The 23,386-nt window shown below is 67.7% G+C and carries 38 protein-coding genes; 5 read left to right on the top strand and 33 right to left on the bottom strand.

What is annotated here, in order from left to right; genetic code table 11:
• Positions 1-22 precede the first annotated feature (22 nt).
• Together ACGF3A_RS01135 and ACGF3A_RS01130 are read left to right on the top strand one after the other, a co-directional pair.
• The gene (locus ACGF3A_RS01135) at positions 23-268 is read left to right on the top strand and encodes a hypothetical protein (protein ID WP_393727080.1); all 246 of its coding nucleotides are present in this window, start codon (positions 23-25) and stop codon (positions 266-268) included.
• A 39-nt stretch (positions 269-307) separates the two neighbouring features.
• The gene (locus ACGF3A_RS01130; RefSeq protein ID WP_393727078.1) at positions 308-1,462 is read left to right on the top strand and encodes a flotillin family protein; all 1,155 of its coding nucleotides are present in this window, start codon (positions 308-310) and stop codon (positions 1,460-1,462) included.
• 34 nt (positions 1,463-1,496) lie between these two features.
• Here the strand turns inward: ACGF3A_RS01130 and ACGF3A_RS01125 are convergent, their stop codons facing one another.
• The gene (locus tag ACGF3A_RS01125; protein ID WP_393724479.1) at positions 1,497-1,961 is read right to left on the bottom strand and encodes a Pycsar system effector family protein; all 465 of its coding nucleotides are present in this window, start codon (positions 1,959-1,961) and stop codon (positions 1,497-1,499) included.
• Positions 1,962-2,253: 292 nt separating this feature from the next.
• Here ACGF3A_RS01125 and ACGF3A_RS01120 point away from each other — a divergent pair, with 292 nt between their 5' ends.
• Positions 2,254-2,955 carry a Crp/Fnr family transcriptional regulator gene (locus tag ACGF3A_RS01120; protein ID WP_393724477.1) on the top strand — a complete coding sequence of 234 codons (702 nt, stop codon included), beginning with the start codon at positions 2,254-2,256 and terminating at the stop codon, positions 2,953-2,955.
• Positions 2,956-3,106: 151 nt separating this feature from the next.
• Positions 3,107-4,411: a hypothetical protein gene (locus ACGF3A_RS01115; RefSeq protein ID WP_393724475.1), complete on the top strand. Its 1,305-nt coding sequence runs from the start codon at positions 3,107-3,109 to the stop codon at positions 4,409-4,411.
• A 49-nt stretch (positions 4,412-4,460) separates the two neighbouring features.
• On the opposite strand, the gene truA is transcribed toward ACGF3A_RS01115, so the two are convergent.
• The 32 genes from truA to rpsJ all read right to left on the bottom strand — a co-directional run bounded on the left by truA (position 4,461) and on the right by rpsJ (position 22,403).
• Positions 4,461-5,318 carry a tRNA pseudouridine(38-40) synthase TruA gene (gene truA, locus ACGF3A_RS01110; protein WP_393724473.1) on the bottom strand — a complete coding sequence of 286 codons (858 nt, stop codon included), beginning with the start codon at positions 5,316-5,318 and terminating at the stop codon, positions 4,461-4,463.
• A 74-nt stretch (positions 5,319-5,392) separates the two neighbouring features.
• The gene (gene rplQ, locus ACGF3A_RS01105; RefSeq protein ID WP_393724471.1) at positions 5,393-5,920 is read right to left on the bottom strand and encodes a 50S ribosomal protein L17; all 528 of its coding nucleotides are present in this window, start codon (positions 5,918-5,920) and stop codon (positions 5,393-5,395) included.
• 147 nt (positions 5,921-6,067) lie between these two features.
• Positions 6,068-7,090 carry a DNA-directed RNA polymerase subunit alpha gene (locus ACGF3A_RS01100; RefSeq protein WP_019354927.1) on the bottom strand — a complete coding sequence of 341 codons (1,023 nt, stop codon included), beginning with the start codon at positions 7,088-7,090 and terminating at the stop codon, positions 6,068-6,070.
• A gap of 118 nt (positions 7,091-7,208) precedes the next feature.
• Complete coding sequence (gene rpsD, locus ACGF3A_RS01095) at positions 7,209-7,835, bottom strand: 30S ribosomal protein S4 (protein ID WP_393724469.1); 627 nt, start codon at positions 7,833-7,835, stop codon at positions 7,209-7,211.
• A gap of 28 nt (positions 7,836-7,863) precedes the next feature.
• Positions 7,864-8,268 (bottom strand): 30S ribosomal protein S11, encoded by a 405-nt coding sequence (gene rpsK / locus ACGF3A_RS01090; RefSeq protein WP_016473404.1) that lies wholly within the window; start codon positions 8,266-8,268, stop codon positions 7,864-7,866.
• A 67-nt stretch (positions 8,269-8,335) separates the two neighbouring features.
• Complete coding sequence (gene rpsM / locus ACGF3A_RS01085; RefSeq protein ID WP_393724466.1) at positions 8,336-8,716, bottom strand: 30S ribosomal protein S13; 381 nt, start codon at positions 8,714-8,716, stop codon at positions 8,336-8,338.
• 192 nt (positions 8,717-8,908) lie between these two features.
• Positions 8,909-9,022 carry a 50S ribosomal protein L36 gene (rpmJ, locus tag ACGF3A_RS01080; RefSeq protein WP_003956441.1) on the bottom strand — a complete coding sequence of 38 codons (114 nt, stop codon included), beginning with the start codon at positions 9,020-9,022 and terminating at the stop codon, positions 8,909-8,911.
• 27 nt (positions 9,023-9,049) lie between these two features.
• Positions 9,050-9,271: a translation initiation factor IF-1 gene (infA, locus tag ACGF3A_RS01075; RefSeq protein ID WP_003948620.1), complete on the bottom strand. Its 222-nt coding sequence runs from the start codon at positions 9,269-9,271 to the stop codon at positions 9,050-9,052.
• Positions 9,272-9,552: 281 nt separating this feature from the next.
• On the bottom strand, positions 9,553-10,389 hold the full coding sequence (gene map, locus ACGF3A_RS01070; RefSeq protein WP_393724464.1) for a type I methionyl aminopeptidase: 837 nt from the start codon (positions 10,387-10,389) through the stop codon (positions 9,553-9,555).
• A gap of 127 nt (positions 10,390-10,516) precedes the next feature.
• Positions 10,517-11,167: an adenylate kinase gene (locus ACGF3A_RS01065; RefSeq protein ID WP_393724462.1), complete on the bottom strand. Its 651-nt coding sequence runs from the start codon at positions 11,165-11,167 to the stop codon at positions 10,517-10,519.
• On the bottom strand, positions 11,167-12,480 hold the full coding sequence (secY, locus tag ACGF3A_RS01060; RefSeq protein ID WP_393724460.1) for a preprotein translocase subunit SecY: 1,314 nt from the start codon (positions 12,478-12,480) through the stop codon (positions 11,167-11,169). The genes ACGF3A_RS01065 and secY overlap by 1 nt, the downstream gene beginning before the upstream one ends.
• Before the next feature lie 183 nt (positions 12,481-12,663).
• Positions 12,664-13,119, bottom strand: coding sequence for a 50S ribosomal protein L15 (gene rplO, locus ACGF3A_RS01055; protein ID WP_393724459.1), 456 nt, complete (start codon positions 13,117-13,119; stop codon positions 12,664-12,666).
• Position 13,120: 1 nt separating this feature from the next.
• Positions 13,121-13,303: a 50S ribosomal protein L30 gene (gene rpmD, locus ACGF3A_RS01050; protein WP_344528128.1), complete on the bottom strand. Its 183-nt coding sequence runs from the start codon at positions 13,301-13,303 to the stop codon at positions 13,121-13,123.
• Positions 13,303-13,905 (bottom strand): 30S ribosomal protein S5, encoded by a 603-nt coding sequence (gene rpsE, locus ACGF3A_RS01045; protein WP_344528130.1) that lies wholly within the window; start codon positions 13,903-13,905, stop codon positions 13,303-13,305. The genes rpmD and rpsE overlap by 1 nt, the downstream gene beginning before the upstream one ends.
• A 43-nt stretch (positions 13,906-13,948) precedes the next feature.
• On the bottom strand, positions 13,949-14,332 hold the full coding sequence (gene rplR / locus ACGF3A_RS01040) for a 50S ribosomal protein L18 (RefSeq protein ID WP_393724456.1): 384 nt from the start codon (positions 14,330-14,332) through the stop codon (positions 13,949-13,951).
• A gap of 3 nt (positions 14,333-14,335) precedes the next feature.
• Positions 14,336-14,875: a 50S ribosomal protein L6 gene (gene rplF / locus ACGF3A_RS01035; protein WP_393724454.1), complete on the bottom strand. Its 540-nt coding sequence runs from the start codon at positions 14,873-14,875 to the stop codon at positions 14,336-14,338.
• A gap of 24 nt (positions 14,876-14,899) precedes the next feature.
• Positions 14,900-15,298 (bottom strand): 30S ribosomal protein S8, encoded by a 399-nt coding sequence (gene rpsH / locus ACGF3A_RS01030; protein ID WP_274040317.1) that lies wholly within the window; start codon positions 15,296-15,298, stop codon positions 14,900-14,902.
• 158 nt (positions 15,299-15,456) lie between these two features.
• Positions 15,457-15,642 (bottom strand): type Z 30S ribosomal protein S14, encoded by a 186-nt coding sequence (locus ACGF3A_RS01025; protein WP_326688570.1) that lies wholly within the window; start codon positions 15,640-15,642, stop codon positions 15,457-15,459.
• Between the two features lie 2 nt (positions 15,643-15,644).
• Complete coding sequence (gene rplE, locus ACGF3A_RS01020) at positions 15,645-16,205, bottom strand: 50S ribosomal protein L5 (protein WP_393724451.1); 561 nt, start codon at positions 16,203-16,205, stop codon at positions 15,645-15,647.
• Positions 16,205-16,528, bottom strand: a complete 324-nt coding sequence (rplX, locus tag ACGF3A_RS01015; RefSeq protein WP_070008924.1) for a 50S ribosomal protein L24 — start codon at positions 16,526-16,528, stop codon at positions 16,205-16,207. The genes rplE and rplX overlap by 1 nt, the downstream gene beginning before the upstream one ends.
• Before the next feature lie 3 nt (positions 16,529-16,531).
• Entirely contained in the window at positions 16,532-16,900 is a 369-nt protein-coding gene (gene rplN / locus ACGF3A_RS01010) for a 50S ribosomal protein L14 (protein ID WP_019354942.1), read from the bottom strand.
• 110 nt (positions 16,901-17,010) lie between these two features.
• Entirely contained in the window at positions 17,011-17,298 is a 288-nt protein-coding gene (rpsQ, locus tag ACGF3A_RS01005) for a 30S ribosomal protein S17 (RefSeq protein ID WP_393724449.1), read from the bottom strand.
• Complete coding sequence (gene rpmC / locus ACGF3A_RS01000; protein WP_023531026.1) at positions 17,298-17,522, bottom strand: 50S ribosomal protein L29; 225 nt, start codon at positions 17,520-17,522, stop codon at positions 17,298-17,300. The genes rpsQ and rpmC overlap by 1 nt, the downstream gene beginning before the upstream one ends.
• Positions 17,522-17,941 carry a 50S ribosomal protein L16 gene (rplP, locus tag ACGF3A_RS00995; RefSeq protein WP_274040322.1) on the bottom strand — a complete coding sequence of 140 codons (420 nt, stop codon included), beginning with the start codon at positions 17,939-17,941 and terminating at the stop codon, positions 17,522-17,524. Before rplP ends, rpmC begins: the two co-directional genes overlap by 1 nt.
• A gap of 5 nt (positions 17,942-17,946) precedes the next feature.
• Positions 17,947-18,792: a 30S ribosomal protein S3 gene (gene rpsC, locus ACGF3A_RS00990; RefSeq protein ID WP_393724446.1), complete on the bottom strand. Its 846-nt coding sequence runs from the start codon at positions 18,790-18,792 to the stop codon at positions 17,947-17,949.
• On the bottom strand, positions 18,792-19,139 hold the full coding sequence (gene rplV, locus ACGF3A_RS00985) for a 50S ribosomal protein L22 (RefSeq protein WP_393727076.1): 348 nt from the start codon (positions 19,137-19,139) through the stop codon (positions 18,792-18,794). The genes rpsC and rplV overlap by 1 nt, the downstream gene beginning before the upstream one ends.
• A gap of 43 nt (positions 19,140-19,182) precedes the next feature.
• Complete coding sequence (rpsS, locus tag ACGF3A_RS00980; RefSeq protein WP_344528153.1) at positions 19,183-19,464, bottom strand: 30S ribosomal protein S19; 282 nt, start codon at positions 19,462-19,464, stop codon at positions 19,183-19,185.
• Between the two features lie 12 nt (positions 19,465-19,476).
• A complete protein-coding gene (gene rplB / locus ACGF3A_RS00975) occupies positions 19,477-20,313 on the bottom strand; it encodes a 50S ribosomal protein L2 (RefSeq protein ID WP_393724444.1) in 837 nt (278 codons plus the stop codon).
• Between the two features lie 40 nt (positions 20,314-20,353).
• A complete protein-coding gene (rplW, locus tag ACGF3A_RS00970) occupies positions 20,354-20,776 on the bottom strand; it encodes a 50S ribosomal protein L23 (RefSeq protein WP_393724442.1) in 423 nt (140 codons plus the stop codon).
• Positions 20,776-21,429 carry a 50S ribosomal protein L4 gene (rplD, locus tag ACGF3A_RS00965; protein ID WP_393724440.1) on the bottom strand — a complete coding sequence of 218 codons (654 nt, stop codon included), beginning with the start codon at positions 21,427-21,429 and terminating at the stop codon, positions 20,776-20,778. The genes rplW and rplD overlap by 1 nt, the downstream gene beginning before the upstream one ends.
• A 6-nt stretch (positions 21,430-21,435) precedes the next feature.
• Positions 21,436-22,080 (bottom strand): 50S ribosomal protein L3, encoded by a 645-nt coding sequence (gene rplC / locus ACGF3A_RS00960; protein ID WP_393724438.1) that lies wholly within the window; start codon positions 22,078-22,080, stop codon positions 21,436-21,438.
• A 14-nt stretch (positions 22,081-22,094) separates the two neighbouring features.
• Positions 22,095-22,403, bottom strand: a complete 309-nt coding sequence (rpsJ, locus tag ACGF3A_RS00955; RefSeq protein ID WP_016473429.1) for a 30S ribosomal protein S10 — start codon at positions 22,401-22,403, stop codon at positions 22,095-22,097.
• Between the two features lie 469 nt (positions 22,404-22,872).
• Between rpsJ and ACGF3A_RS00950 the strand changes: the two genes are divergently transcribed.
• A complete protein-coding gene (locus ACGF3A_RS00950) occupies positions 22,873-23,385 on the top strand; it encodes an SRPBCC family protein (protein WP_393724435.1) in 513 nt (170 codons plus the stop codon).
• Position 23,386 lies beyond the last annotated feature (1 nt).

Raw genomic sequence — 23,386 nt, 5'->3', positions numbered from 1 at the left:
GGGACGGACGCCGATGCCACCGATGTACCGGGACGAGGCAGTGATCGGCTGTATCGGGGTTCTGGTCGTCGGCACGCGGGGAACCGCGGGGCCGGGCGAAGTGCTCGTACGGATCAGGGGCGGCTCCGAGACCTATCTCGCGTGGTCTCCCGAGCCGCTGCCGACGGGGGCGACCGTTCTCGTGATCGAGTCCCGTGGCACGCGCCAGGTCGACGTCAGCCAGTGGGACGACCCGCTGGACACCGCCTCCTCGCTCCACGCCCGCTGACACGCCCGCTGACACGCCCGCACCGAAGGGGGACCGATGATGTTCGGCTACCGCGTACCGAGTCCGGACCAGGCGATGCTGATCTCCGGCGGCAAGAGAGGGCTGAAGGGCGCCCCGTTCCGGGTGGTGACCGGGCACGGCAAGTTCGTGCTCCCGTTCTTCCGCAAGACCCGCTTCCTGACCCTGGCCATGCACGAGGCCGAGATCACGGAGTCCTGCGTGACCCGGCAGGGCATCGTGCTGACCGTGCGCGCGGTGATCGCGTTCAAGGTCGGCAACGACCACGAGAGCATCGTCAACGCCGGTCAGCGCTTCCTCTCCGAGCAGCACCAGATGACGATCCTGACCGGCCGGATCTTCTCCGGGCATCTGCGGTCCATCATCGGCTCGATGACGGTCGAGGAGATCGTCACGGAGCGGCAGAAGCTCGCCTCGGAGGTGCTGGAGACCTCGAAGGCGGAGATGGGCAAGATCGGCCTGATCGTCGACTCGCTGCAGATCCAGTCGATCGACGACGGCGACACCGGCTACATCGAGGCCATGTCGCGCCCGCACAAGGCCGCCGTGCAGCGCCAGGCCAAGATCGCCGAGGCGCAGGCGGCCCAGGCAGCGGCCGAGGCCCAGCAGGAGGCCGACCGCAACCAGGCCGAGTACGAGCGCCAGACGGCGGTCGTACGGGCCTCGTACCAGTCCGAGGTGGACCGCGCGCAGGCCGAGGCCGCACAGGCGGGCCCGCTGGCCCAGGCGAACTCCCAGCGCGAGGTCCTCGCGGCCCAGACCGAGCTGGCCGAGCGCGCCGCGCAGCTCCGCCAACAGGAGCTGGTGGCCGAGGTCGTCAAGCCCGCCGAGGCGGAGGCCGAGCGGATCAAGACGCTGGCGCTGGCCGAGGCGGAGCGGACGAAGATCCAGGCCGAGGCCGCCGCCTCGTACGACCGGGTCGCCCTCGACCAGGCACTCATCGAGCAGCTCCCGCAGATCGTGAAGGAGGCCGCCACCGGCCTCTCCCGGGCCAACGTCAACGTCCTCAACGGCGCCGACGGCCTGGGCGAACTCGCCGCCGGCCTGGTCGGCCAGGGCCTCACGATCCTGGACACGGTCAAGCACAACCTGAACGGAACCGGCAACACCGCAGGAAACGCCGCCGGGGACGCTCCGCGCAAGGAACTCCCCACCCAGGAGAAGCCCGGGTCCTAGGCCGTCTCTGACGGCTCCCGGGCGGCGGAACGGCTCACACGGGCACCAGCACGGCGGTCGCCGTGCTGGTCAGGCCCGCCGCGGAGAGCACCAGCGAGGACCGGACGAGCTGATGCTTCCGCCATACGACCCGTGACATCGCCACGAGCTGCTCGCTCAGCACCTCCAGCCGGTCCGGGCCGCGCAGCGCGTCGGGCAGCTCGCGGACGTCCCAGTGCCGCAGGGCGCCGAAGTAGACGTAGTTCCGGTGCGGCCGCGTCGTACGGTCCCCGGGCCCGCCCAGCCGCGGCATCACGGCCCAGATGGCCAGCAACGCGCCCAGCAGGATGAGGACGACCCCACCGCCGTACAGCAGGGACGACACCGGTTCTCCGTCGCCCCGGGGGAGGTCCAGCGGGCTTCCCAGCACGGCGATGACCGCGGCGATCAGGGCCAGTTCCGTACTCAGCGCGATCGATGCCTTGGTATCGACTCTTCCTGTCCATTCCGCGAGTGCCATGTGGATATTCCAAGCGGTGAGGACGGCGGATTCCTCTGCCCCGGAAGAGAATCCCGCCCCTGCGCTTCGCCGTATGCTCCGCCGCGGTCCGACCACTTCGATGCCCCCTTCGCCCCTTGTTTCACATTCGTCTCGCGCATATATGCAGCGCCTCCTCCGCACTCCCTTTCTACGACGGAGAAGTCGTGGAGCTACAGGTCAACTGACGCACAAGCGGCGTGAGATGACTCTAGAGTTGAGCCTTCTTGCGGCATCGGCGAAGAGCCGGCGAAGAGCCGCAGCGGGAGGGGAAATGCCACCCAACACGGAATCCGGCCCCGTCCGCGGGGAGACTCCAGGCGCCTCCTTTTCTCCGGAGCACTGGTCCCTGCTGAGCGAGGGCTCTTCCCTGCGGCCCTGGAAGCGGGGCGAGCCGCTCATGCGGCAGGGCGAGCGGGCTCACGAGGTGATCCTGATCGCGGAGGGGCGCGGCAAGATCACCACTGTGACGGGCAACGGCCACACCCGCCTGCTCACCATCCGCAAGGCCGGAGAGCTGGTGGGCGAACTGGGCTGCCTCGACGGCGGGAGCCGCTCGGCCACGGTCACCGCCATGTGCCCGACCCGGGGATACGTCATCCCGGGAACCCGGTTCGCCACGCTCCTCGGGAACGACGGCGAACTGGCACTCGCCGTCATGCGCAGCGTCTGCCGCAAGCTCCGGCACTCCGACAGCCATCGCGCGTCGATGGGCGCCGGGCTCCCCTGCCTCGAACGGGTCGCACAGGTGCTCGCGGAACACTCCGTCGAGCACGGGGAGACCGTGGCGGGCCGCCCGCGCACCCGGCTGGTACGCCTCACCCAGCAGGAGATCGCCGAGGCGTCCGGCGTCGCCCGGGAGACGGTCGTACGGACGCTGCGGAAGCTGGCCGGGAAGGAGTTCGTCGAGAGGCGGCGCGGCGCGGTCCTCGTGCGGGACCCCGCCGCGCTCCTCACCTGGCTCTCCGAGAGGTGAGCGCGGAGCGGGACAGCGGTGGTCTTCTGCGTCATGTGCGGCAGACAGGGGCTCGGGGACGGCTGTACCTCTGTGTGACGCCATCCGTCGCGTGCGTCCGGTGTGAGCGCGGCGGCTGTGCGTCAACACAGCGAACGACAGAAAGACAGAAATGATGAACTGGCCGCGCCACTACTCGATCATGGTGGTGGACATCGAAAAATTCGGCACTCGGCGGGACCCCGAACAGGCACTGCTAAGGCACCGGATGTACACATCCGTCAGCGCCGCACTCTCGCGAACGGGAATCGCGGAAAAGCGCATCAAGGGGACAGAGGACCGCGGTGACGGCCTCTTCTACCTCTTCTCGCCGAAGGTTCCGAAGATCGATCTCACCGGCCCCTTTGTCCAGTACCTGCACGAACAGATCAGCGTGCAGAGCGCTCTTCCCGAAGGCGCACCCCTTCGCATACGGGTCGCGCTCCACGCGGGCGAGGTATTCAAGGATTCCCGCAGCTGGGTGGGAACGGACCTCAACACCGCGTGCCGCCTCGTCGATCTCGATGCGCTGCGCGAGACGCTCGCGGCCACCGACGCCAACAGCGCGGGGCTGGCACTCGCCGTATCGCAGAGCTGGTACGACTCCGTGGTCCGCCAGGACTGGCCAGGCGTGGAACGGGAGACGTTCCGGCAGACCGACTTCCACAGCAAGGAGGTCAGGGAGACCGCCTGGCTCCGGGTGCCCGGATACAGCACACCGCCCGGCCTGAAGCTGAAGGGCCCGGGCGGCGCGAAGGTCCTGGAGGAGAAGCCGTACGGAGAACCGGCTCCCGTCCTCGCCCCCCAGCAGGAGAAGCGAGCCCTCTACCGCCGCCCGGGGCCGATCGCCGGAGTCGCCCTCGCCGCTGTGGCCCTCGGGGGAATCGCCCTGCCCTTCGGCTCAGGGCCGGACCGCTCCGGCCCGGAACCGGAACCGGACTCCACCGTGAGCCCTTCCACACGCCCGGCCCCGCCCGGGACTCCGGCTCCGGACCCCTCGGACTCCACGTCTTCGAAACCCCCCAAGCCTGCGAAGTCCGGATCCGAGAAGCCCGGAACTCCCCCGCCGTCCTCTCCTTCCGATCCCTCCGAACGCCGGCCGGAGCGGCCTTCACCGTCCCCTGCCTCCACCGCCGACCTGACCGTCCTCGACGGCCGCAAGGATTCCTTCGCCGCGTGCCCGCACGGGCGCGCGTGCTTCTTCGAGGGCCGGGACGGCACAGGGAGCATGGGGTTCGCGCCCGGGTGCGGCTGGATCGACCTCGGCCCGCTGCGGGCCATGGTGTCGTCCGTCAAGACGCACGGGAACAACGTCACGCTCTACGACTCCGAGGACAAGGTCGTCGCCTCGGTCCAGGGCTGGTCGGAGACAGTGCTCCCTCCCGACCAGGAGGACCGCCCCGAGAAGGCGTTCGTGCACTGCCTCCGCACCGAGTGACCGAATGACCGAGTGACGCGCTGACGCACCAGGCGGGGGCTGCGCAGGGTCAGCAGCAGCCCCCGCCACCCGGCAGTGACCGCTTGTTCCGGGAGGCGAGGTTGCGGGACTCCAGTTCGTCGTCCGCCGGGTAGCCGACCTCCTCCAGCGTCAGCCCGTGCGGCCGTACGACGTGCACGGCGGAGTCCCGTACCCCCGCCTCCAGCACCTTGCCCGGCCACTCGGGCGGGCGGTGGCCGTCGCCGACGAAGAGCATCGCGCCGACGAGCGAGCGGACCATGTTGTGGCAGAACGCGTCCGCGACGACGGTGGCCTCCAGCACCCCGTCGTCGTGACGCGTCCACTCCAGCCGCCGGAGCGTACGGATCGTGGTCGCGCCCTCACGCTTCTTGCAGTACGCCGCGAAGTCGTGCTCCCCCAGCAGCGCCCCCGCCGCCGCGTTCATCGCGTCGAGGTCGAGCGGCCAGTTGTGCCAGAGCACGTGACCGCGCCGCAGCGGGTCGGCGCCGCCCGGCTGGTCGGTGACCCGGTAGGCGTAGCGCCGCCAGATCGCGGAGAAGCGCGCGTTGAAGTGCGCGGGCGCCTCGGCGACGCGGAACACCCGTACGTCCATCGGCAGCCGCCCCGCGAGCCGCCGCAGCAGCCGCTCACCGTGCTCGGCCCACACCTCGGCCGGCAGGTCGACGTGCGCGACCTGCCCGCGCGCGTGCACGCCCGCGTCGGTACGCCCCGCGACGGTCAGCTCGGGCGTCGCGCCCAGCCGCGTCACGACGCGCAGCGCGTCCTCCAGCTCGCCCTGCACGGTCCGCTGCCCGTTCTTCTGCTTCGCCCAGCCGGAGAACTCCCGCCCGTCGTAGGCCAGGTCCAGCCGGACACGTACGAGCCCCTCGGCAACCTCGTCACTCACACCCTTGATCCTCTCAGAGCAACGGAACGGGCCCGCACCCCGGAAAGGGTGCGGGCCCGTCGGCGACCGTGGACTCAGGCGTCCTTGGACTCGCCCTCGGCCTCAGCCTCGGCGGCGTCCTTCGGCTCGGCGTCCTTCGGCTCGGCGTCCTTCTTCAGGTCCGCGACGGCCTCGTCGCCCGCCGCGTCCTTGGCGGAACGCTTCGTGGCGGCCTCGGCCTCACCGACCGCGGCCTGCTGCACCGTGAGCGCCTCGACCAGCTCGATCACGGCCATCGGGGCGTTGTCGCCACGACGGGGACCGATCTTGGTGATGCGGGTGTAGCCGCCGGGACGGTTCTCGTAACGCGGACCGATCTCGGTGAAGAGGGTGTGCACGACGCTCTTGTCGAGGATCGTGCGCATGACCTGGCGACGGTTGTGCAGGTCGCCCTTCTTCGCCTTGGTGATCAGACGCTCCGCGACCGGACGCAGGCGGCGGGCCTTCGCCTCGGTCGTGGTGATGCGGCCGTGCTCGAAAAGGTTGGTGGCGAGGTTCGCCAGCATGGCCTTCTGGTGCGCGGCGCTGCCGCCCAGACGGGCACCCTTGGTGGGCTTCGGCATGGTGTTTCTCCTTCGTTGTCCCTGCACCGGCCGTATCAGGCACCGGTGGCAGTCCCGGCCGTATCAGGTACCGGGGGATTACGGGGCCCCGGGGATCGGGGCCCCGACGTTCAGCGAGCGGTAAGGATCAATACCGCTCAGCACTGCTCAGTACTGCTCGGTCTCCACGAAGCCCGCGTCCGCGTCGTCGTCGGCGCCGAAGGCGTCCGCGGCGGCGGTCGGGTCGAATCCGGGCGGGCTGTCCTTGAGGGCCAGGCCCATACCGGCCAGCTTCGCCTTGACCTCGTCGATCGACTTCGCGCCGAAGTTGCGGATGTCGAGCAGGTCCGCCTCGGAGCGGGCCACGAGCTCGCCCACCGAGTGGATGCCCTCGCGCTTGAGGCAGTTGTACGAGCGGACCGTGAGCTCCAGCTCCTCGATCGGCAGCGCCAGATCGGCGGCCAGGGCGGCGTCCGTCGGGGACGGGCCCATGTCGATGCCCTCGGCGTCGACGTTCAGCTCGCGGGCCAGGCCGAACAGCTCGACCAGGGTCTTGCCCGCCGACGCCATGGCGTCACGCGGGCGCATGGCCTGCTTGGTCTCGACGTCGACGATCAGCTTGTCGAAGTCGGTGCGCTGCTCGACACGGGTCGCCTCGACCTTGTACGTGACCTTGAGCACCGGCGAGTAGATGGAGTCGACCGGGATACGGCCGATCTCCTGGCCCACCTGCTTGTTCTGCACGGCGGAGACGTAGCCGCGACCGCGCTCGACGGTCAGCTCCATCTCCAGCTTGCCCTTGCCGTTGAGCGTGGCGAGGACCAGGTCCGGGTTGTGCACCTCGACACCGGCCGGCGGGGCGATGTCCGCGGCGGTGACCAGGCCCGGGCCCTGCTTGCGCAGGTACATCACGACCGGCTCGTCGTGCTCCGAGGAGACGACGAGGGACTTGATGTTGAGGATGAGGTCGGTGACGTCCTCCTTGACGCCCGGCACGGTGGAGAACTCGTGCAGGACACCGTCGATACGGATGGACGTGACCGCCGCACCCGGGATCGAGGAGAGGAGCGTACGACGCAGAGAGTTACCGAGGGTGTAGCCGAAGCCGGGCTCCAGCGGCTCGATCACGAACCGTGAGCGGAACTCGTCGACGACCTCTTCGGTCAGGGAAGGACGCTGAGCGATCAGCATGTGATGTGTGCCTCCATGTTTCGGCAACCGCTATTTGATGCCGTTACTGCAAGGGTACGGGCGGCACGGCCGTAGCACAGCCGTACCGCCCTCCCCGAAACCGAGCGGACCCGAAGAACTACTTCGAGTACAGCTCGACGATCAGCTGCTCCTGCACCTGGGTGTCGATCACCGGGCGCTCGGGCAGCGAGTGCACGAGGATCCGCATCTTGGACGGAATCGACTCCAGCCATGCCGGAACCGTCTTCTCGCCCGCCTCCGCGGCCGCCACCTGGAAGGGCGTGAGGCTGCGGGAGGCCTCGCGGACCTCGACGATGTCGTTCACCGACACCCGCGTGGACGGGATGTCGTTCTTACGGCCGTTGATGGTGATGTGGCCGTGCTTGACCAACTGACGTGCGTGGTCACGGGACTTGGCGAAGCCAGCCCGGTACACCACGTTGTCCAGACGGGTCTCGAGGATCCGCAGCAGGTTCTCACCAGTCTTGCCCTGCTGACGGTTCGCCTCGTTGAAATACCCGCGGAACTGCTTCTCCAAGACACCGTAGATACGAGCTGCCTTCTGCTTCTCACGCTTCTGCAGCAGGTACTCGGAGTCCTTGGTGCGCCCGCGACCGTGCTCACCCGGGGGGTAAGGACGGATCTCGATCGGGCACTTCGCGCTCTCGCACTTGCTCCCCTTGAGGAAGAGCTTCTGCTTCTCCCGACGGCAACGCTTGCAGTCGGCCCCGGTGTAACGCGCCATTGTTTAGTTGATCCCTACTTCAGTCGGTTCAGACCCGGCGGCGCTTCGGAGGGCGGCAGCCGTTGTGCGGAGTCGGGGTGACGTCCTGGATGGAGCCGACCTCCAGGCCGGTGGCCTGGAGCGAGCGGATCGCGGTCTCACGGCCGGAGCCGGGACCCTTCACGAAGACGTCGACCTTCCGCATGCCGTGCTCCTGGGCGCGGCGCGCGGCGTTCTCCGCGGCCATCTGCGCGGCGAACGGCGTGGACTTGCGCGAGCCCTTGAAGCCGACGTGGCCGGCGGAGGCCCAGGAGATCACGTTCCCGGTCGGGTCGGTGATCGAAACGATCGTGTTGTTGAACGTGCTCTTGATGTGAGCGTGCCCGTGGGCGACGTTCTTCTTCTCCTTGCGGCGCACCTTCTTGGCGCCGGCCGTACGGCCCTTCGGAGGCATATAGCAAAACTCCCGTGGAGGTGGTCGGTCCTACAGCGCGGACCGCTTGCAGCGTGTCCGGTGCGGACTACTTCTTGCCCGGCTTCTTCTTGCCGGCGATCGCGCGACGCGGGCCCTTGCGGGTGCGGGCGTTGGTCTTGGTGCGCTGACCGTGGACCGGGAGACCGCGCCGGTGACGCAGACCCTCGTAGCAGCCGATCTCGACCTTGCGGCGGATGTCGGCCTGGATCTCACGGCGGAGGTCACCCTCGACCTGGAGGTTGTTGTCCACGTACTCGCGGATCTTGACCAGCTCCTCCTCGCCCAGGTCCCGGACGCGGGTGTCCGGGCTGACCCCGGTCTCGCTCAGGGTCCGCTGGGCCAGGGTGCGGCCGATGCCGAAGACGTAGGTGAGGGCGACCTCGACGCGCTTCTCGCGCGGGAGGTCGACGCCTGCGAGGCGTGCCATGGATGTGGCTCCTGATGGGTTCGTCGGAGGTCTGCAACAGCGCCGCTCCGCTCCTCGTCGGGAACGGTCCCCGGCCTCCGACCGGGGGTGTCGACGCACTCACGCATGGTGAGGCGCCGGGCTCTGCTGTGTTGTCTTGTTGCTCGCTCGCGTCGCGCGAAGAACTGCGAAAGGCAGATCGGTGGTCGTGCGTCAGCCCTGGCGCTGCTTGTGGCGCAGGTTGTCGCAGATGACCATGACCCGGCCGTGGCGGCGGATCACCTTGCACTTGTCGCAGATCTTCTTGACGCTCGGCTTGACCTTCATGTTGTGAGGTACTCCGGGTCCGTAGATCTACTTGTAGCGGTAGACGATCCGTCCACGCGTCAGGTCGTACGGAGAGAGCTCCACCACGACGCGGTCGTCGGGAAGGATACGGATGTAGTGCATCCGCATCTTGCCGCTGATGTGCGCGAGGACCTGGTGCCCGTTCTGGAGCTCCACCTTGAACATCGCGTTCGGGAGAGACTCGACGACGGTGCCCTCGATCTCGATGGCCCCTTGTTTTTTGGCCATGCTTGAGCGCTTCACCTTCCGGGATCGGCTACCTGGGGTCGACTCAGGCATACGGGTACACCTGGGCCGACGAGCCAGTCTACGTCACGGCCCACGGAAAGACGAATCCAGGGATTATCCCCCTCGGCCGTGATCGTTACGCCTGCGGATCGGGAGCGACGACGACGCCCAGCTCGGCCAGCTTCGCCTTCCCCGCGTCCGGCGACGTCAGCACCAGCGGGAGGCGCCTCACAAGCTTCGCGCCGCTGCGCCGGACTCCGTCCGGCGGACCCGGATCAGGTTCAGGCCTGCGGATCCGGCGCCGCGGTCACACCCAGCTCGGCCAGCTTCGCCTTCCCCGCGTCCGGCGACGTCAGGACCAGCGGACCCTCCTCCGTGATCGCGACGGAGTGCTCCCAGTGGGAGGACCAGGTGCCGTCGTTCGTCTTCACGGTCCAGTCGTCCGAGAGGACGTGCGTCTTCGCCGTGCCGAGGCTCACCATCGGCTCGATGGCCAGGCACATGCCCGGGACCAGCTTGGGGCCGCGGCCGCGCCGCCGCTCGACGTAGTTCAGCAGGTGGGGGTCCATGTGCATCTGCGAGCCGATGCCGTGGCCGCCGTAGTCCTCGATGATCCCGTACTTGCCGGAGGCCGGGCGGGGCTGGCGGCGGATGTAGCCCTCGATGGCCTTGGAGACGTCCACCAGGCGGTTGCCCTTGCGCATCGCGGCGATGCCGGCCCACATGGACTCCTCGGTCACCCGGCTCAGCTCGTGCAGCTCCGCCGAGTGCCCCTCCCCCACGAAGACGGTCAGGGCCGCGTCGCCGTGCCAGCCGTCGATGATCGCGCCCGCGTCGATGGAGAGCAGGTCGCCCGCCTTGAGGACGGTCTCGCGGTCCGGGATGCCGTGGACGACGACATCGTTGACCGAGGTGCAGATGTTGCCGGGGAAGCCGCCGTAGCCGAGGAAATTCGGCTTGGCCCCGTGGTCGGCCAGGACCTTGGCCGCGACCTCGTCGAGGTCCTTGGTCGTCGCGCCCGGGACGGCGGCCTCGGCGCACGCCTTGTGCATGGCAGCGACCACCAGCCCCGCCTCGCGCATCTTCGCGATCTGCTCGGGGGTCTTGATCTCCACCATGGCGGATGCCGCCTTCCTCAACTTCCGGGAGCTGTCAGTACTGCCTCAGGGGCCACTGCTTCAAGTCTGCCAGCAAGCGAAAGGGCCGGACTCCTGGTCCGGCCCTTTCACCACCTCGTACTGGGGACTATCCGCGGCCGAGCGCCCGCATCGCGCGCTCGGTCACCTCGCCGACCTCGCCCAGCGCGGAGATCGTGGTAACGAGCCCCTGCGACTTGTAGTGGTCGATGATCGGCTCGGTCTCGCTGTGGTAGACGGCGAGCCGCTTGCGCACCGTCTCCTCGCGGTCGTCGTCGCGCTGGTACAGCTCGCCGCCGCACGCGTCGCACACGCCCTCCTTCTTCGGGGGGCTGTACTCGACGTGGAAGACGTGGCTGCTGTCGCTGCGGCAGATGCGCCGTCCGGCGATCCGCTTGACGACCTCGTCCTCGGGGACCTCCAGGTCCAGGACGGCGTCCAGCTTCTGGCTCTTCTCGTCCAGGTAGCTGTCCAGCGCCTCGGCCTGCGCGATGTTGCGCGGGAAGCCGTCGAGCAGGAAGCCGTCGACGGCGTCCTCCTCTTCCATACGGCTCTCGGCCATCCCGATCGTGACCTCGTCCGGCACGAGCTGCCCGGCGCGCATGTATTCCTGGGCCTGCTGGCCCAGCGGCGTGCCCTGGCTGATGTTGGCGCGGAAGAGGTCACCCGTCGAGATGTGAGGAATCGACAGGTTCTCGGCGAGGAATGACGCCTGCGTTCCCTTGCCCGCACCGGGCGGTCCGACGAGGACGATACGCATCAGCGGAGGAACCCTTCGTAATGACGCTGCTGAAGCTGGCTCTCGATCTGCTTCACGGTCTCAAGTCCCACGCCGACGATGATCAGAATGCTCGTCCCGCCGAACGGGAAGTTCTGGTTGGCGTTGAACATGATCAGCGCGACGGTCGGCACCAGCGCGATCAGACCCAGGTACAGAGAGCCGGGCCACGTGATCCGATTCAGCACGTAGCTCAGGTACTCCGCGGTGGGACGGCCCGCACGGATGCCCGGGATGAAGCCACCATACTTCTTCATGTTGTCGGCAACCTCTTCGGGGTTGAAGGAGATAGCCACATAGAAGAAGGCGAAAAAGACAATCAGCAGGAAGTACGTGACGATGTAGATCGGGTGATCGCCCTTGACAAAGTGCGCTTGAATCCACTGTGCCCAGCCCGCTTGAGAGCCGCTGAACTGCACGATGAGCGCGGGAATGTAGAGCAGCGAGGACGCGAAGATGACGGGAATCACACCCGCCTGATTGACCTTCAGCGGAATGTAGGTCGAGGTCCCGCCGTAGCTCCGGCGGCCGATCATGCGCTTCGCGTACTGGACCGGAATGCGGCGCTGGGCCTGCTCGACGAAGACGACGAGGGCGACCATCGCCAGGCCGCAGAGGATGACGGCGCCGAACTCGATCCAGCCGTCCGCGAGCTTGCCCTGCTTCTTGATGGACCACAGGGCGCCCGGGAACCCGGCCGCGATCGAGACGAACATGAGGATCGACATGCCGTTGCCGATGCCCCGGTCGGTGACCAGCTCGCCCAGCCACATGATGAGCGCGGTGCCCGCGGTCATCGTGATGACCATGGTGATCGTGGTGAAGATCCCCTGGTTCGGGACGATTTCGCTGGCGACGGAACAGTTCTGGAAGAGTGAGCCGCTGCGCGCGGTGGCGACCAGGCCGGTGGCCTGGAGGATCGCGAGCGCGACAGTCAGATAACGGGTGTACTGCGTGATCTTCGCCTGCCCGGCCTGGCCCTCCTTCTTCAGGGCCTCAAGGCGCGGGATGACCACGACCAGCAGCTGGAGGATGATGCTCGCCGTGATGTACGGCATGATCCCCAGCGCGAAGATCGTGATCTGAAGCAGCGCGCCGCCGCTGAACATGTTGACCAGGCCGAAGAGCCCCTGCGAGCCCTTCGCCTCGTCCATGCACGCCTGGACGTTCTCGTAACTGACACCCGGCACGGGAACGTGGGCTCCGATACGGAAGAGCACCATGATTCCGAGCGTGAAGAGCAGCTTCTTGCGCAGGTCGGGCGTCTGGAACGCCCGGGCGAACGCGGTGAGCACGGTGCCTCCTGCGCCCCCCGCGTTCGCTACGCGAGAGGTGACGGTCTTGAGGATCGACAGAATTAACGGTGCCCGCCACCTTACCGGCGACTGCACCGCCCTAGAAACGACCAGCCGTGGAACGACCGACCGGGGATGTCCCATTGGGACATCCCCGGTCGCTTCGTCACCCAGCCAACGAACTCAGAGGAGTTCGGTGACGGTGCCGCCGGCGGCGGTGATCTTCTCCTTGGCGGAGCCGGAGACCTTGTCGACGGTCACCGTCAGCGCCACGGAGATGTCACCCGCGCCGAGCACCTTGACGAGTTCGTTCTTACGAACGGCGCCCTTGGCGACCAGGTCGGCCACCGTGACCTCGCCACCCTGCGGGTAGAGCGCGGCCAGCTTCTCCAGGTTCACGACCTGGAACTGCTTGTGGGCGGGGTTGTTGAAGCCCTTGAGCTTGGGCAGCCGCATGTGCAGCGGCATCTGCCCACCCTCGAAGCGCTCCGGGACCTGGTAGCGGGCCTTCGTGCCCTTGGTGCCACGACCCGCGGTCTTGCCCTTGGACGCCTCGCCGCGACCCACACGGGTCTTGGCGGTCTTGGCGCCGGGGGCAGGACGGAGGTTGTGGACCTTCAGCGGCTTCTCATCCGCCATCTCAGTCGACCTCCTCGACCGTCACGAGGTGGCGCACGGTGTGCACCTGCCCGCGAACGACGTCGCTGGCCTCGCGTACGGCCACGTCGTTGACGCGCTTGAGACCCAGGGTCCGCAGCGTGTCACGGTGGTTCTGCTTCGTCCCGATGACGGACTTGGTCTGCGTGATCTTCAGGCGAGCCATTACGCGCTCACCCCGGCACGCGCCCGCAGCAGAGCGGCGGGAGCCACGTCCTCCAGCGGCAGGCCACGACGGGCGGCGATCTCCTCCGGGCGCTGAAGCCCGCGGAGAGCACCCACCGTGGCGTGCACGATGTTGATCGGGTTCGAGGAGCCGAGCGACTTGCTCAGCACGTCGTGAATGCCGGCGCACTCCAGCACGGCGCGCACGGGACCACCGGCGATCACACCGGTACCCGGCGAAGCCGGCTTGAGCAGCACGACACCCGCGGCCTCCTCACCCGTGATCGGGTGCGGAATGGTGCCCTGGATACGCGGGACCTTGAAGAAGTGCTTCTTGGCCTCCTCAACGCCCTTGGCGATGGCGGCCGGCACCTCCTTGGCCTTGCCGTAACCGACACCCACGGTGCCGTCACCGTCGCCCACCACGACCAGCGCGGTGAAGCTGAAGCGACGACCACCCTTCACAACCTTGGCGACACGGTTGATCGCGACAACGCGCTCAACGTACGCGGTCTTCTCGGCGGCAGCGCCGCCGTCCCGGCCCTTACGGTCCCGCCGCTCGCCGCCACCGGCGCCGCCACCGCGGCGCTGGGGTCCAGCCATTGGAATTACCTCTCTCGTTAAACGTCCGCTTGCAGGACCGTGCTCAGAACTTGAGCCCGGCCTCGCGGGCGGCGTCGGCCAGAGCGGCAATCCGCCCTGCGTACTTGTTGCCACCGCGGTCGAACACGACAGCCTCGACACCCGCGGCCTTCGCACGCTCGGCGACCAGCGCGCCGACCTGCTTGGCCTGGTCGCTCTTGCCGCCCTCGCCGCCGCGGATGGTGCCGTCCAGGTGCGACGCCGAGGCCAGCGTGTGGCCCGCGAGGTCGTCGATCACCTGGGCGGTGATGCCGCGGTTGGTGCGCGTCACCACAAGACGGGGGCGCTCGGGCGTGCCCGAGACCTTCTTGCGGATGCGAATGTGACGGCGCTTGGCGGCGGCGCGCTTGTAGGCGTCGCCCTTAGCGATCTTCACGCCGTATGCCATGGCTTACTTACCAGCCTTTCCGACCTTGCGGCGGATGGTCTCGCCCGCGTACTTCACGCCCTTGGCCTTGTACGGGTCGGGCTTCCGCAGCTTGCGGATGTTCGCGGCGACCTCGCCGACCTGCTGCTTGTCGATGCCCTCGACCGAGAACTTGGTCGGCGACTCGACCTTGAACGAGATGCCTTCCGGCGCCTTGATCAGGATCGGGTGGCTGTAGCCCAGGGAGAACTCCAGGTCGGAGCCCTTGGCCTGGACGCGGTAACCGACACCGCTGATTTCGAGGTCCTTGCTGAACCCGTTGGTCACGCCAGTGATCATGTTCGCCACCAGCGTGCGGGACAGACCGTGCAGGGCCTTGTTCCGGCTCTCATCGTTGGGACGCGTGACGGCGATGACGCCGTCCTCGTCCTTGGCGATCTCGATGGGCGCGGCAACGGTGTGCGAGAGGGAGCCCTTGGGCCCCTTCACCGCGACCGTCTGGCCATCGATGGTGACGTCCACACCGGCGGGAACCGTGATGGGGAGCTTGCCAATGCGCGACATAGCTGTTTCCTCCGTTCCCTTCCGTTACCAGACGTAGGCGAGGACTTCCCCACCCACGCCCTTCTTCTGCGCCTGCTGGCCGGTGAGCAGACCGTGGGAGGTGGAGATGATCGCCACGCCCAGGCCGCCGAGCACCTTCGGCAGGTTGGTGGACTTTGCGTAGACCCGCAGACCCGGCTTGGAGATCCGCTTGATGCCCGCGATCGAACGCTCGCGGTTCGGGCCGAACTTCAGCTCAAGGACGAGGCTCTTGCCGACCTTGGCGTCTTCGGTCTTCCACCCGGTGATGTAACCCTCCTGCTGGAGGATCTCCGCGATGTGCGACTTGATCTTGCTGTGGGGCATCACGACGGTGTCGTGGTACGCCGAGTTCGCGTTTCGCAGACGCGTGAGCATGTCTGCGATCGGATCGGTCATGGTCATGTGATGGCCTTCGGCCTCTCTCGCCGGGGTTTCCCTGTGTGCTCCGTCCTTCTCCCCGTCCGCCCTGGCGGGCGACGGGACGGGTGCGGTGCGGGGGACCTACGGCGTAGTAAGCGACTTTGCAGCTTACCGAGAGTCCTGGTTCATCCCGAAGGGGATTACCAGGAGCTCTTGGTCACGCCCGGCAGCTCGCCACGGTGCGCCATCTCACGGAGGCACACGCGGCACAGGCCGAACTTGCGGTAGACGGAGTGCGGACGGCCACAACGCTGGCAGCGCGTGTACGCACGCACGGCGAACTTCGGCTTGCGGCCGGCCTTGGAGATCAGAGCCTTCTTCGCCATGGTCAGTTCTCCTTGAACGGGAAGCCGAGGTGACGAAGCAGGGCGCGGCCCTCGTCGTCGTTGGTCGCCGTGGTGACCACGGTGATGTCCATGCCCCGGACCCGGTCGATCTTGTCCTGGTCGATCTCGTGGAACATGACCTGCTCCGTGAGACCGAACGTGTAGTTGCCCCGGCCGTCGAACTGCTTCGGCGACAGACCGCGGAAGTCGCGGATGCGCGGCAGCGCGAGCGACAGCAGGCGGTCCAGGAACTCCCACATCCGGTCGCCACGCAGGGTCACGTGGGCACCGATCGGCTGGCCCTCACGCAGCTTGAACTGCGCGATGGACTTGCGGGCCTTGGTCACGGCCGGCTTCTGACCGGTGATCGTGGTGAGGTCCTTGATGGCACCCTCGATCAGCTTGGAGTCGCGGGCGGCGTCGCCCACACCCATGTTGACCACGATCTTGGTCAGACCGGGGATCTGCATGACGTTCTCGTACGAGAACTCCTCGTGCAGCTTGCCCTGGATCTCGGCGCGGTAGCGCTGCTTCAGGCGCGGGGCCTCAGTGGTGGCAGTCATCAGATGTCCTCACCGGTCCGCTTGGCAACGCGGATCTTGTTGCCGTCGTCATCGAAGCGGTAGCCGACACGGGTGACGACCTTGTTGCCGTCCTTCTCCACGACGAGCTGAACGTTGCTCACGTGAACGGGAGCTTCGGTCGTCACGATGCCGCCGGTCTTGGAACCACGAGCGGTCTGGCCGGCCTTGGTGTGCTTCTTGACCCGGTTGACACCCTCGACCAGGACGCGGTCCTCGCGGGGGTAGGCCACGATGACCTTGCCCTGCTTGCCCTTGTCCTTGCCGGTGATGACCTGGACCAGGTCACCCTTCTTGATCTTCATCGGTTACAGCACCTCCGGCGCGAGCGAGATGATCTTCATGAACTTCTTCTCGCGCAGCTCACGGCCCACGGGGCCGAAGATACGGGTGCCGCGGGGGTCGCCATCGTTCTTGAGGATGACGGCCGCGTTCTCGTCGAAGCGGATGTACGAGCCGTCGGGGCGGCGGCGCTCCTTCACGGTGCGCACGATGACCGCCTTGACGATGTCGCCCTTCTTCACGTTCCCGCCCGGGATCGCGTCCTTGACGGTAGCGACGACGACGTCACCGATGCCCGCGTAGCGCCGGCCCGAGCCGCCGAGCACACGGATGGTGAGAATTTCCTTCGCACCCGTGTTGTCGGCGACGCGAAGCCGAGACTCCTGCTGGATCACGTCTATCTCCTGTATGTCTGCCGGTTCCCGCCGGGGTGGCCCCTCCTACGAGGAGAGACACCCCGGCGAGCCTGGCGGAACGAACCTGGGGCCTGGACCGGCCCCAGGAATTACTTGGCCTTCTCGAGGATCTCGACGATGCGCCAGCGCTTGGTGGCGGACAGCGGCCGGGTCTCCATCAGGAGGACGCGGTCGCCGACGCCGGCAGCGTTCTGCTCGTCGTGCGCCTTGAGCTTGTTCGTACGGCGGATGACCTTGCCGTACAGCGCGTGCTTCACACGGTCCTCGACTGCGACGACGACGGTCTTGTCCATCTTGTCGCTGACGACCAGACCCTCACGGGTCTTGCGGAAGCCGCGCGCCTGCTCAGTCTTCTCAGTCACATTCGTCTCGCTCATCAGGCGCTCTCCACCGTCTCGATGCCCAGCTCGCGCTCACGCATCAGGGTGTAGATCCGGGCGATGTCCTTGCGGACGGCCTTCAGCCGGCCGTGGTTCTCAAGCTGCCCGGTCGCCGCCTGGAAGCGGAGGTTGAACAGCTCTTCCTTGGCCTCGCGGAGCTTGCCAACGAGCTCCTCGTTGCCCAGCTCGCGCAGCTCGGACGCCTTGGTTCCGGCCGCCATCACGCGTCACCTGCCTCGCGCCGCACAATGCGGCACTTCATCGGAAGCTTGTGCGCTGCACGGATGAGCGCCTCTTTAGCAACCTTCTCGTTCGGGTAGGACAGTTCGAACATCACGCGACCGGGCTTGACGTTCGCGATCCACCACTCCGGCGAACCCTTACCGGAACCCATGCGGGTCTCGGCGGGCTTCTTCGTCAGCGGGCGGTCCGGGTAGATGTTGATCCAGACCTTGCCACCACGCTTGATGTGACGGGTCATGGAGATACGAGCTGCCTCGATCTGCCGGTTCGTCACGTAGGCGCCGGTCACGGCCTGGATGCCGTACTCACCGAAAGCGACCTCGGTGCCACCCTTCGCCATGCCCTTGCGCTTGGGGTGGTGCTGCTTGCGGTGCTTGACCCTGCGAGGGATCAGCATGTCGGTCAGGCCTCCGTTCCGGTGCTCTCAGCAGCCGGAGCAGCGGCGGGAGCGGCGGCCTCGGCCTTGGGGGCCTCGGAGGCGGCAGCGCCCTGGTTGCTCTGCTGCGGCTTGCGCCCGCGGCCGCCACGCTCGCCACCACGACGGGGGCGGTCGTTGCCGCCGCCACCGCGCGACGGGCGGTTGCCCGCGCGGGCCGCGGCGTTCTCGGCGCGGACCTCGGCGATGTTCTTGACGTCGCCCTTGTAGATCCAGACCTTCACGCCGATGCGGCCGAAGGTCGTACGGGCCTCGAAGAAGCCGTAGTCGACGTTCGCACGGAGCGTGTGCAGGGGCACGCGGCCCTCGCGGTAGAACTCCGAGCGGGACATCTCGGCGCCGCCGAGACGGCCACCGCACTGGATCTTGATGCCCTTGGCACCGGCCTTCATCGCCGTCTGCATGCTCTTACGCATGGCGCGGCGGAAGGAGACCCGGGAGGAGAGCTGCTCGGCGACCGCCTGGGCCACGAGCTGCGCGTCCGTCTCGGGGTTCTTCACCTCGAGGATGTTGAACTGGATCTGCTTGCCGGTGAGCTTCTCCAGGTTGCCCCGGAGACGGTCGGCCTCGGCGCCGCGGCGGCCGATGACGATGCCCGGGCGCGCCGTGTGGACGTCCACGCGGACGCGGTCACGGGTGCGCTCGATCTCGACCTTGGAGATGCCGGCCCGCTCCATGCCCTGCGTGAGCATGCGACGGATCGCGACGTCTTCCTTGACGTAGTCCTTGTACAGCTTGTCGGCGTACCAGCGCGACTTGAAGTCGGTGGTGATGCCGAGCCGGAACCCGTGCGGGTTTACCTTCTGGCCCATTACCGGGTTCCTTCCTTGCTGCTCACGACCACGGTGATGTGGCTCGTCCGCTTACGGATCCGGTAGGCGCGGCCCTGGGCGCGCGGACGGAACCGCTTCAGGGTCGGGCCCTCGTCGACGTATGCCTCGGAGATGAAGAGGCTGTCGGCGTCGGTGTGGTCGTAGTTGTGCGCGGCGTTGGCGATGGCGCTGTCCAGCACCTTGCCCACCGGCACACTCGCGGCCTGCGGGGCGAAACGCAGGACCGCCTGAGCCTCCGTGGCGTCCATGCCACGAACGAGGTCCACCACCCGGCGGGCCTTCATGGGCGTGACGCGCACATAGCGCGCTGAGGCCCTGGCTTCCATGGTTGTCCCTTCGGTGTCAGTCATAGTCTTCACACCCCGCTCATCAGCGACGACGCGACTTGCGGTCGTCCTTGACGTGGCCGCGGAAGGTGCGGGTCGGCGCGAACTCGCCGAGCTTGTGGCCGACCATCGACTCGGTGACGAACACCGGGACGTGCTTGCGGCCGTCGTGCACCGCGATCGTGTGGCCGAGCATGGCCGGGACGATCATCGAGCGGCGAGACCAGGTCTTGATGACGTTCTTGGTGCCCGCGTCGTTCTGTGCATCCACCTTCTTGCCCAGGTGGTCGTCGACGAAGGGCCCCTTCTTGAGACTGCGCGGCATCTAAACCCGCTCCTAGCGCTTCTTGTTCGTCTTGCGGCGGCGGACGATGTACTTGTTGCTGGCCTTCTTCGGCGAGCGAGTACGGCCCTCCTTCTGGCCCCACGGCGAAACCGGGTGGCGGCCACCGGAGGTACGACCCTCACCACCACCGTGCGGGTGGTCGATCGGGTTCATGACCACACCGCGGACGGTCGGGCGAACGCCCTTCCAGCGCATACGGCCGGCCTTGCCCCAGTTGATGTTCGACTGCTCGGCGTTGCCGACCTCGCCCACAGTGGCGCGGCAGCGGACGTCGACCAGACGGATCTCGCCGGAGGGCATGCGGAGGTGGGCCATGCGGCCCTCCTTCGCCAGGAGCTGGATGGAGGTGCCGGCGGAGCGGCCGAACTTGGCACCGCCGCCCGGCTTCAGCTCCACGGCGTGGATCGTCGTACCGACCGGGATGTAGCGCAGCGGCAGGTTGTTGCCCGGCTTGATGTCGGCGCCCTGGCCGTTCTCGATCCGGTTGCCCTGCTCGACGCCGCGCGGCGCGAGAATGTAGCGCTTCTCGCCGTCGGCGTAGTGCAGCAGCGCGATGCGCGCGGTGCGGTTCGGGTCGTACTCGATGTGCGCGACCTTGGCGGGCACGCCGTCCTTGTCGTGCCGACGGAAGTCGATGACACGGTAGGCGCGCTTGTGGCCACCGCCCTGGTGGCGGACGGTCACACGACCGGCGTTGTTACGGCCGCCCTTGCTGTGCAGCGGGCGGACCAGCGACTTCTCCGGCGTGGACCGCGTGACCTCGACGAAGTCGGCGACGCTGGAGCCACGACGGCCCGGGGTCGTCGGCTTGTACTTGCGGATACCCATTTCTCAGTCCTCGTCCGATTCCGGACGATCCGGACCTCCGTCAGGAGGTCGGACCGCCGAAGATGTCGATACGGTCGCCCTCGGCGAGGGTCACGATGGCGCGCTTGGCGTCAGCGCGCTTGCCGTAACCGGTGCGGGTGCGCTTGCGCTTGCCCTGCCGGTTGAGCGTGTTGACCCCGGTGACCTTGACCGAGAAGACCTCTTCGACGGCCTGCTTGATCTGGGTCTTGTTGGCACGCGGGTCGACGATGAACGTGTACTTGTTCTCGTCCAGCAGCGCGTAGCTCTTCTCCGAGACGACCGGCTTGATCAGCAGGTCGCGCGGGTCGGAGAACGTCTTGCTCGGGTCGGCGGGCGCGATCGGGCCCGGGCCGTCCGCCGCGCGGCGGGCGGCCTTGGCGACGCGAGCGGCCTTCGCGGCCTTCGCTGCCTTGGAGGCAATGCTCGGGTGACGCGTAGCCATCAGGCCTCGCTCCCTTCGGTCTCAGCGGCCTTCTGGGGGCCAGACACGAAGGACTCCAGAGCGGCCTGGGTGAAGACCACGTCGTCCGAGACGAGCACGTCGTACGTGTTGAGCTGGCCCGGCTCCAGGATGTGCACCTGGGGCAGGTTGCGCGCGGAAAGCCAGGCGGTCTCGTCGGCGCGCTCGACGACCAGCAGCACGTTCTTGCGCTCGCTGATCTTGCCGAACAGGGTCTTCGCGGCCTTGGTGGAAGCCTCGCCCTCGACCACGCCGGAGACGACGTGGACGCGGCTGTGGCGGGCCCGGTCGGAGAGGGCACCGCGCAGGGCGGCGGCCTTCATCTTCTTCGGGGTCCGCTGCGAGTAGTCACGCGGCACGGGGCCGTGGACGACGCCACCGCCCGCGAACTGCGGGGCGCGGGTCGAACCCTGACGGGCGCGGCCGGTGCCCTTCTGGCGGTACGGCTTCTTGCCGCCGCCGCGGACCTCGCCGCGGGTCTTCGTCTTGTGCGTGCCCTGACGGGCCGCGGCCAGCTGTGCGACGACGACCTGGTGGATCAGCGGAACGCTGACCTGCGCGTCGAAGATCTCCGTGGGGAGCTCGACGGACCCGGTCTTCTCGCCAGCGGGCGAAAGGATGTCAACGGTGCTCATTTACCTTCAGGCCCCCTTGGCCGCGGTACGGACCAGGACGAGGCCGCCGTTCGGACCAGGAACTGCGCCCTTGATGAGCAGCAGACCCTTCTCCGCGTCAACGGCGTGGACGGTCAGGTTCTGGGTGGTGACCCGCTCGTTGCCCATACGGCCGGCCATGCGGGTGCCCTTGAAGACCCGGCCCGGGGTGGCGCAGCCACCGATGGCGCCCGGCTTGCGGTGCACGCGGTGCGCGCCGTGCGAAGCCTTGCCGCCGTGGAAGCCGTGGCGCTTCATGCCGCCGGCGAAGCCCTTGCCCTTGGACTTGCCGGTCACGTCGACCTTGATGCCGGCCTCGAAGGTGTCGGCACTGATCTCCTGGCCCAGCGTGTACTCGCTGGCGCCGGAGGTGCGCAGTTCCACCAGGTGGCGGCGCGGGGTGACGTCGGCCTTGGCGAAGTGGCCCTTGAGGGGCTTGTTCACCTTGCGCGGGTCGATCTCGCCGAAGGCGATCTGAACGGCCTCGTAGCCGTCCTTGTCTGCGGTGCGGACCTGGGTCACGACATTCGGCCCGGCCTTGACGACGGTCACGGGGACAACGCGGTTGTTGTCGTCCCAGACCTGGGTCATGCCGAGCTTCTCGCCCAGGACGCCCTTGATCTGCTTGGTCATCTCTACGACACCCCTCAGAGCTTGATCTCGATGTCGACGCCGGCCGGGAGGTCCAGGCGCATCAGCGAGTCAACGGTCTTGGGAGTCGGGTCGAGGATGTCGATCAGACGCTTGTGGGTGCGCATCTCGAAGTGCTCGCGCGAGTCCTTGTACTTGTGCGGCGACTTGATGACGCAGTACACGTTCTTCTCAGTGGGCAGCGGCACCGGGCCAGCGACCGACGCGCCAGTGCGGGTCACCGTCTCGACGATCTTCTTCGCCGAGTTGTCGATGACCTCGTGGTCGTAGGCCTTGAGCCGGATGCGGATCTTCTGTCCCGCCATGGCTACTTCGTAGTCCTGTCTCTCGTAACGCTCTGGAACCCGACGGCTTCCGTCCCCTCGCTCCACTTCCGACCCACGCGGTCGGGCGTGTCGCGACCCTTCCCGTACTTCACCGCGGACGTGCGTCACCAGGGACACATCTCCGACGGACGGAAGGATTCGGGGGCAGAGGACCCACCGGGTGCCTGGCTGGAAGCCCCTCCCACGCTTCCCGGAAGATTCCCGTACTTCCGCCCCTGATGAGGGGCGACGAATACCTGGGACTCGCTTCCAGTCCTCCCGGCGGGAGGCGCGCGGCATCGGCACTCAACCGAGCAACCTGGACAGTGTGCCACAAGGGGAAAGGCCATCGCCAATCGGGCCTCTATCACACCAGAGGCTCACCTGCGGCGACCGACCCGGGAGCGGGCCGGAGGCCGGGTACTACCGGCGAGTAGGGTCGTACGACCCCAGGAACGGAGTACTCCCCATGCCCCGCACCTTCACGGTCTCCCGCACCGTCCTTGTCGCGGCACCGCCGGAACAGGTCTACGAAGAGGTGAGCCGCCCGGCACGGATGGGCCGCTGGAGCCCGGAGAACCTGGGGGCGACCGTACCAGGCGACGCGGACGGGACCGCGTTCACGGGCATGACCTTCGACGGCCACAACAGGCGCGGCGCCATGCGCTGGACCACGCGCTGCACGGTGACCGCCGCCGAGCCGGGCAGCCGCTTCGCCTTCCGCGTCCACGCGATCGGCCTGCGCCGCCCGCTGCTGCGCGGGCCCATCGCCACCTGGGAGTACCGTCTTGCGCCCCATGGCGAGGGGACCAAGGTGACGGAGACCTGGACGGACGACCGCCGCGCCTGGCCCGACCCCGTCGCCGCCGTCTTCGACAGGGCCGTCACCGGCGGCCGTACGTTCGTCGCGTTCCAGGCCCGCAACATCGACCGCACGCTGCGCAACCTCAAGCGCGAGCTGGAGCGGGCCTCGCGGCCGTAAC

The organism is Streptomyces sp. NPDC048172 (assembly GCF_043202595.1).
In the GTDB taxonomy this organism is placed as follows: domain Bacteria; phylum Actinomycetota; class Actinomycetes; order Streptomycetales; family Streptomycetaceae; genus Streptomyces.
This window is presented reverse-complemented; position numbering and strand designations above follow the sequence as displayed.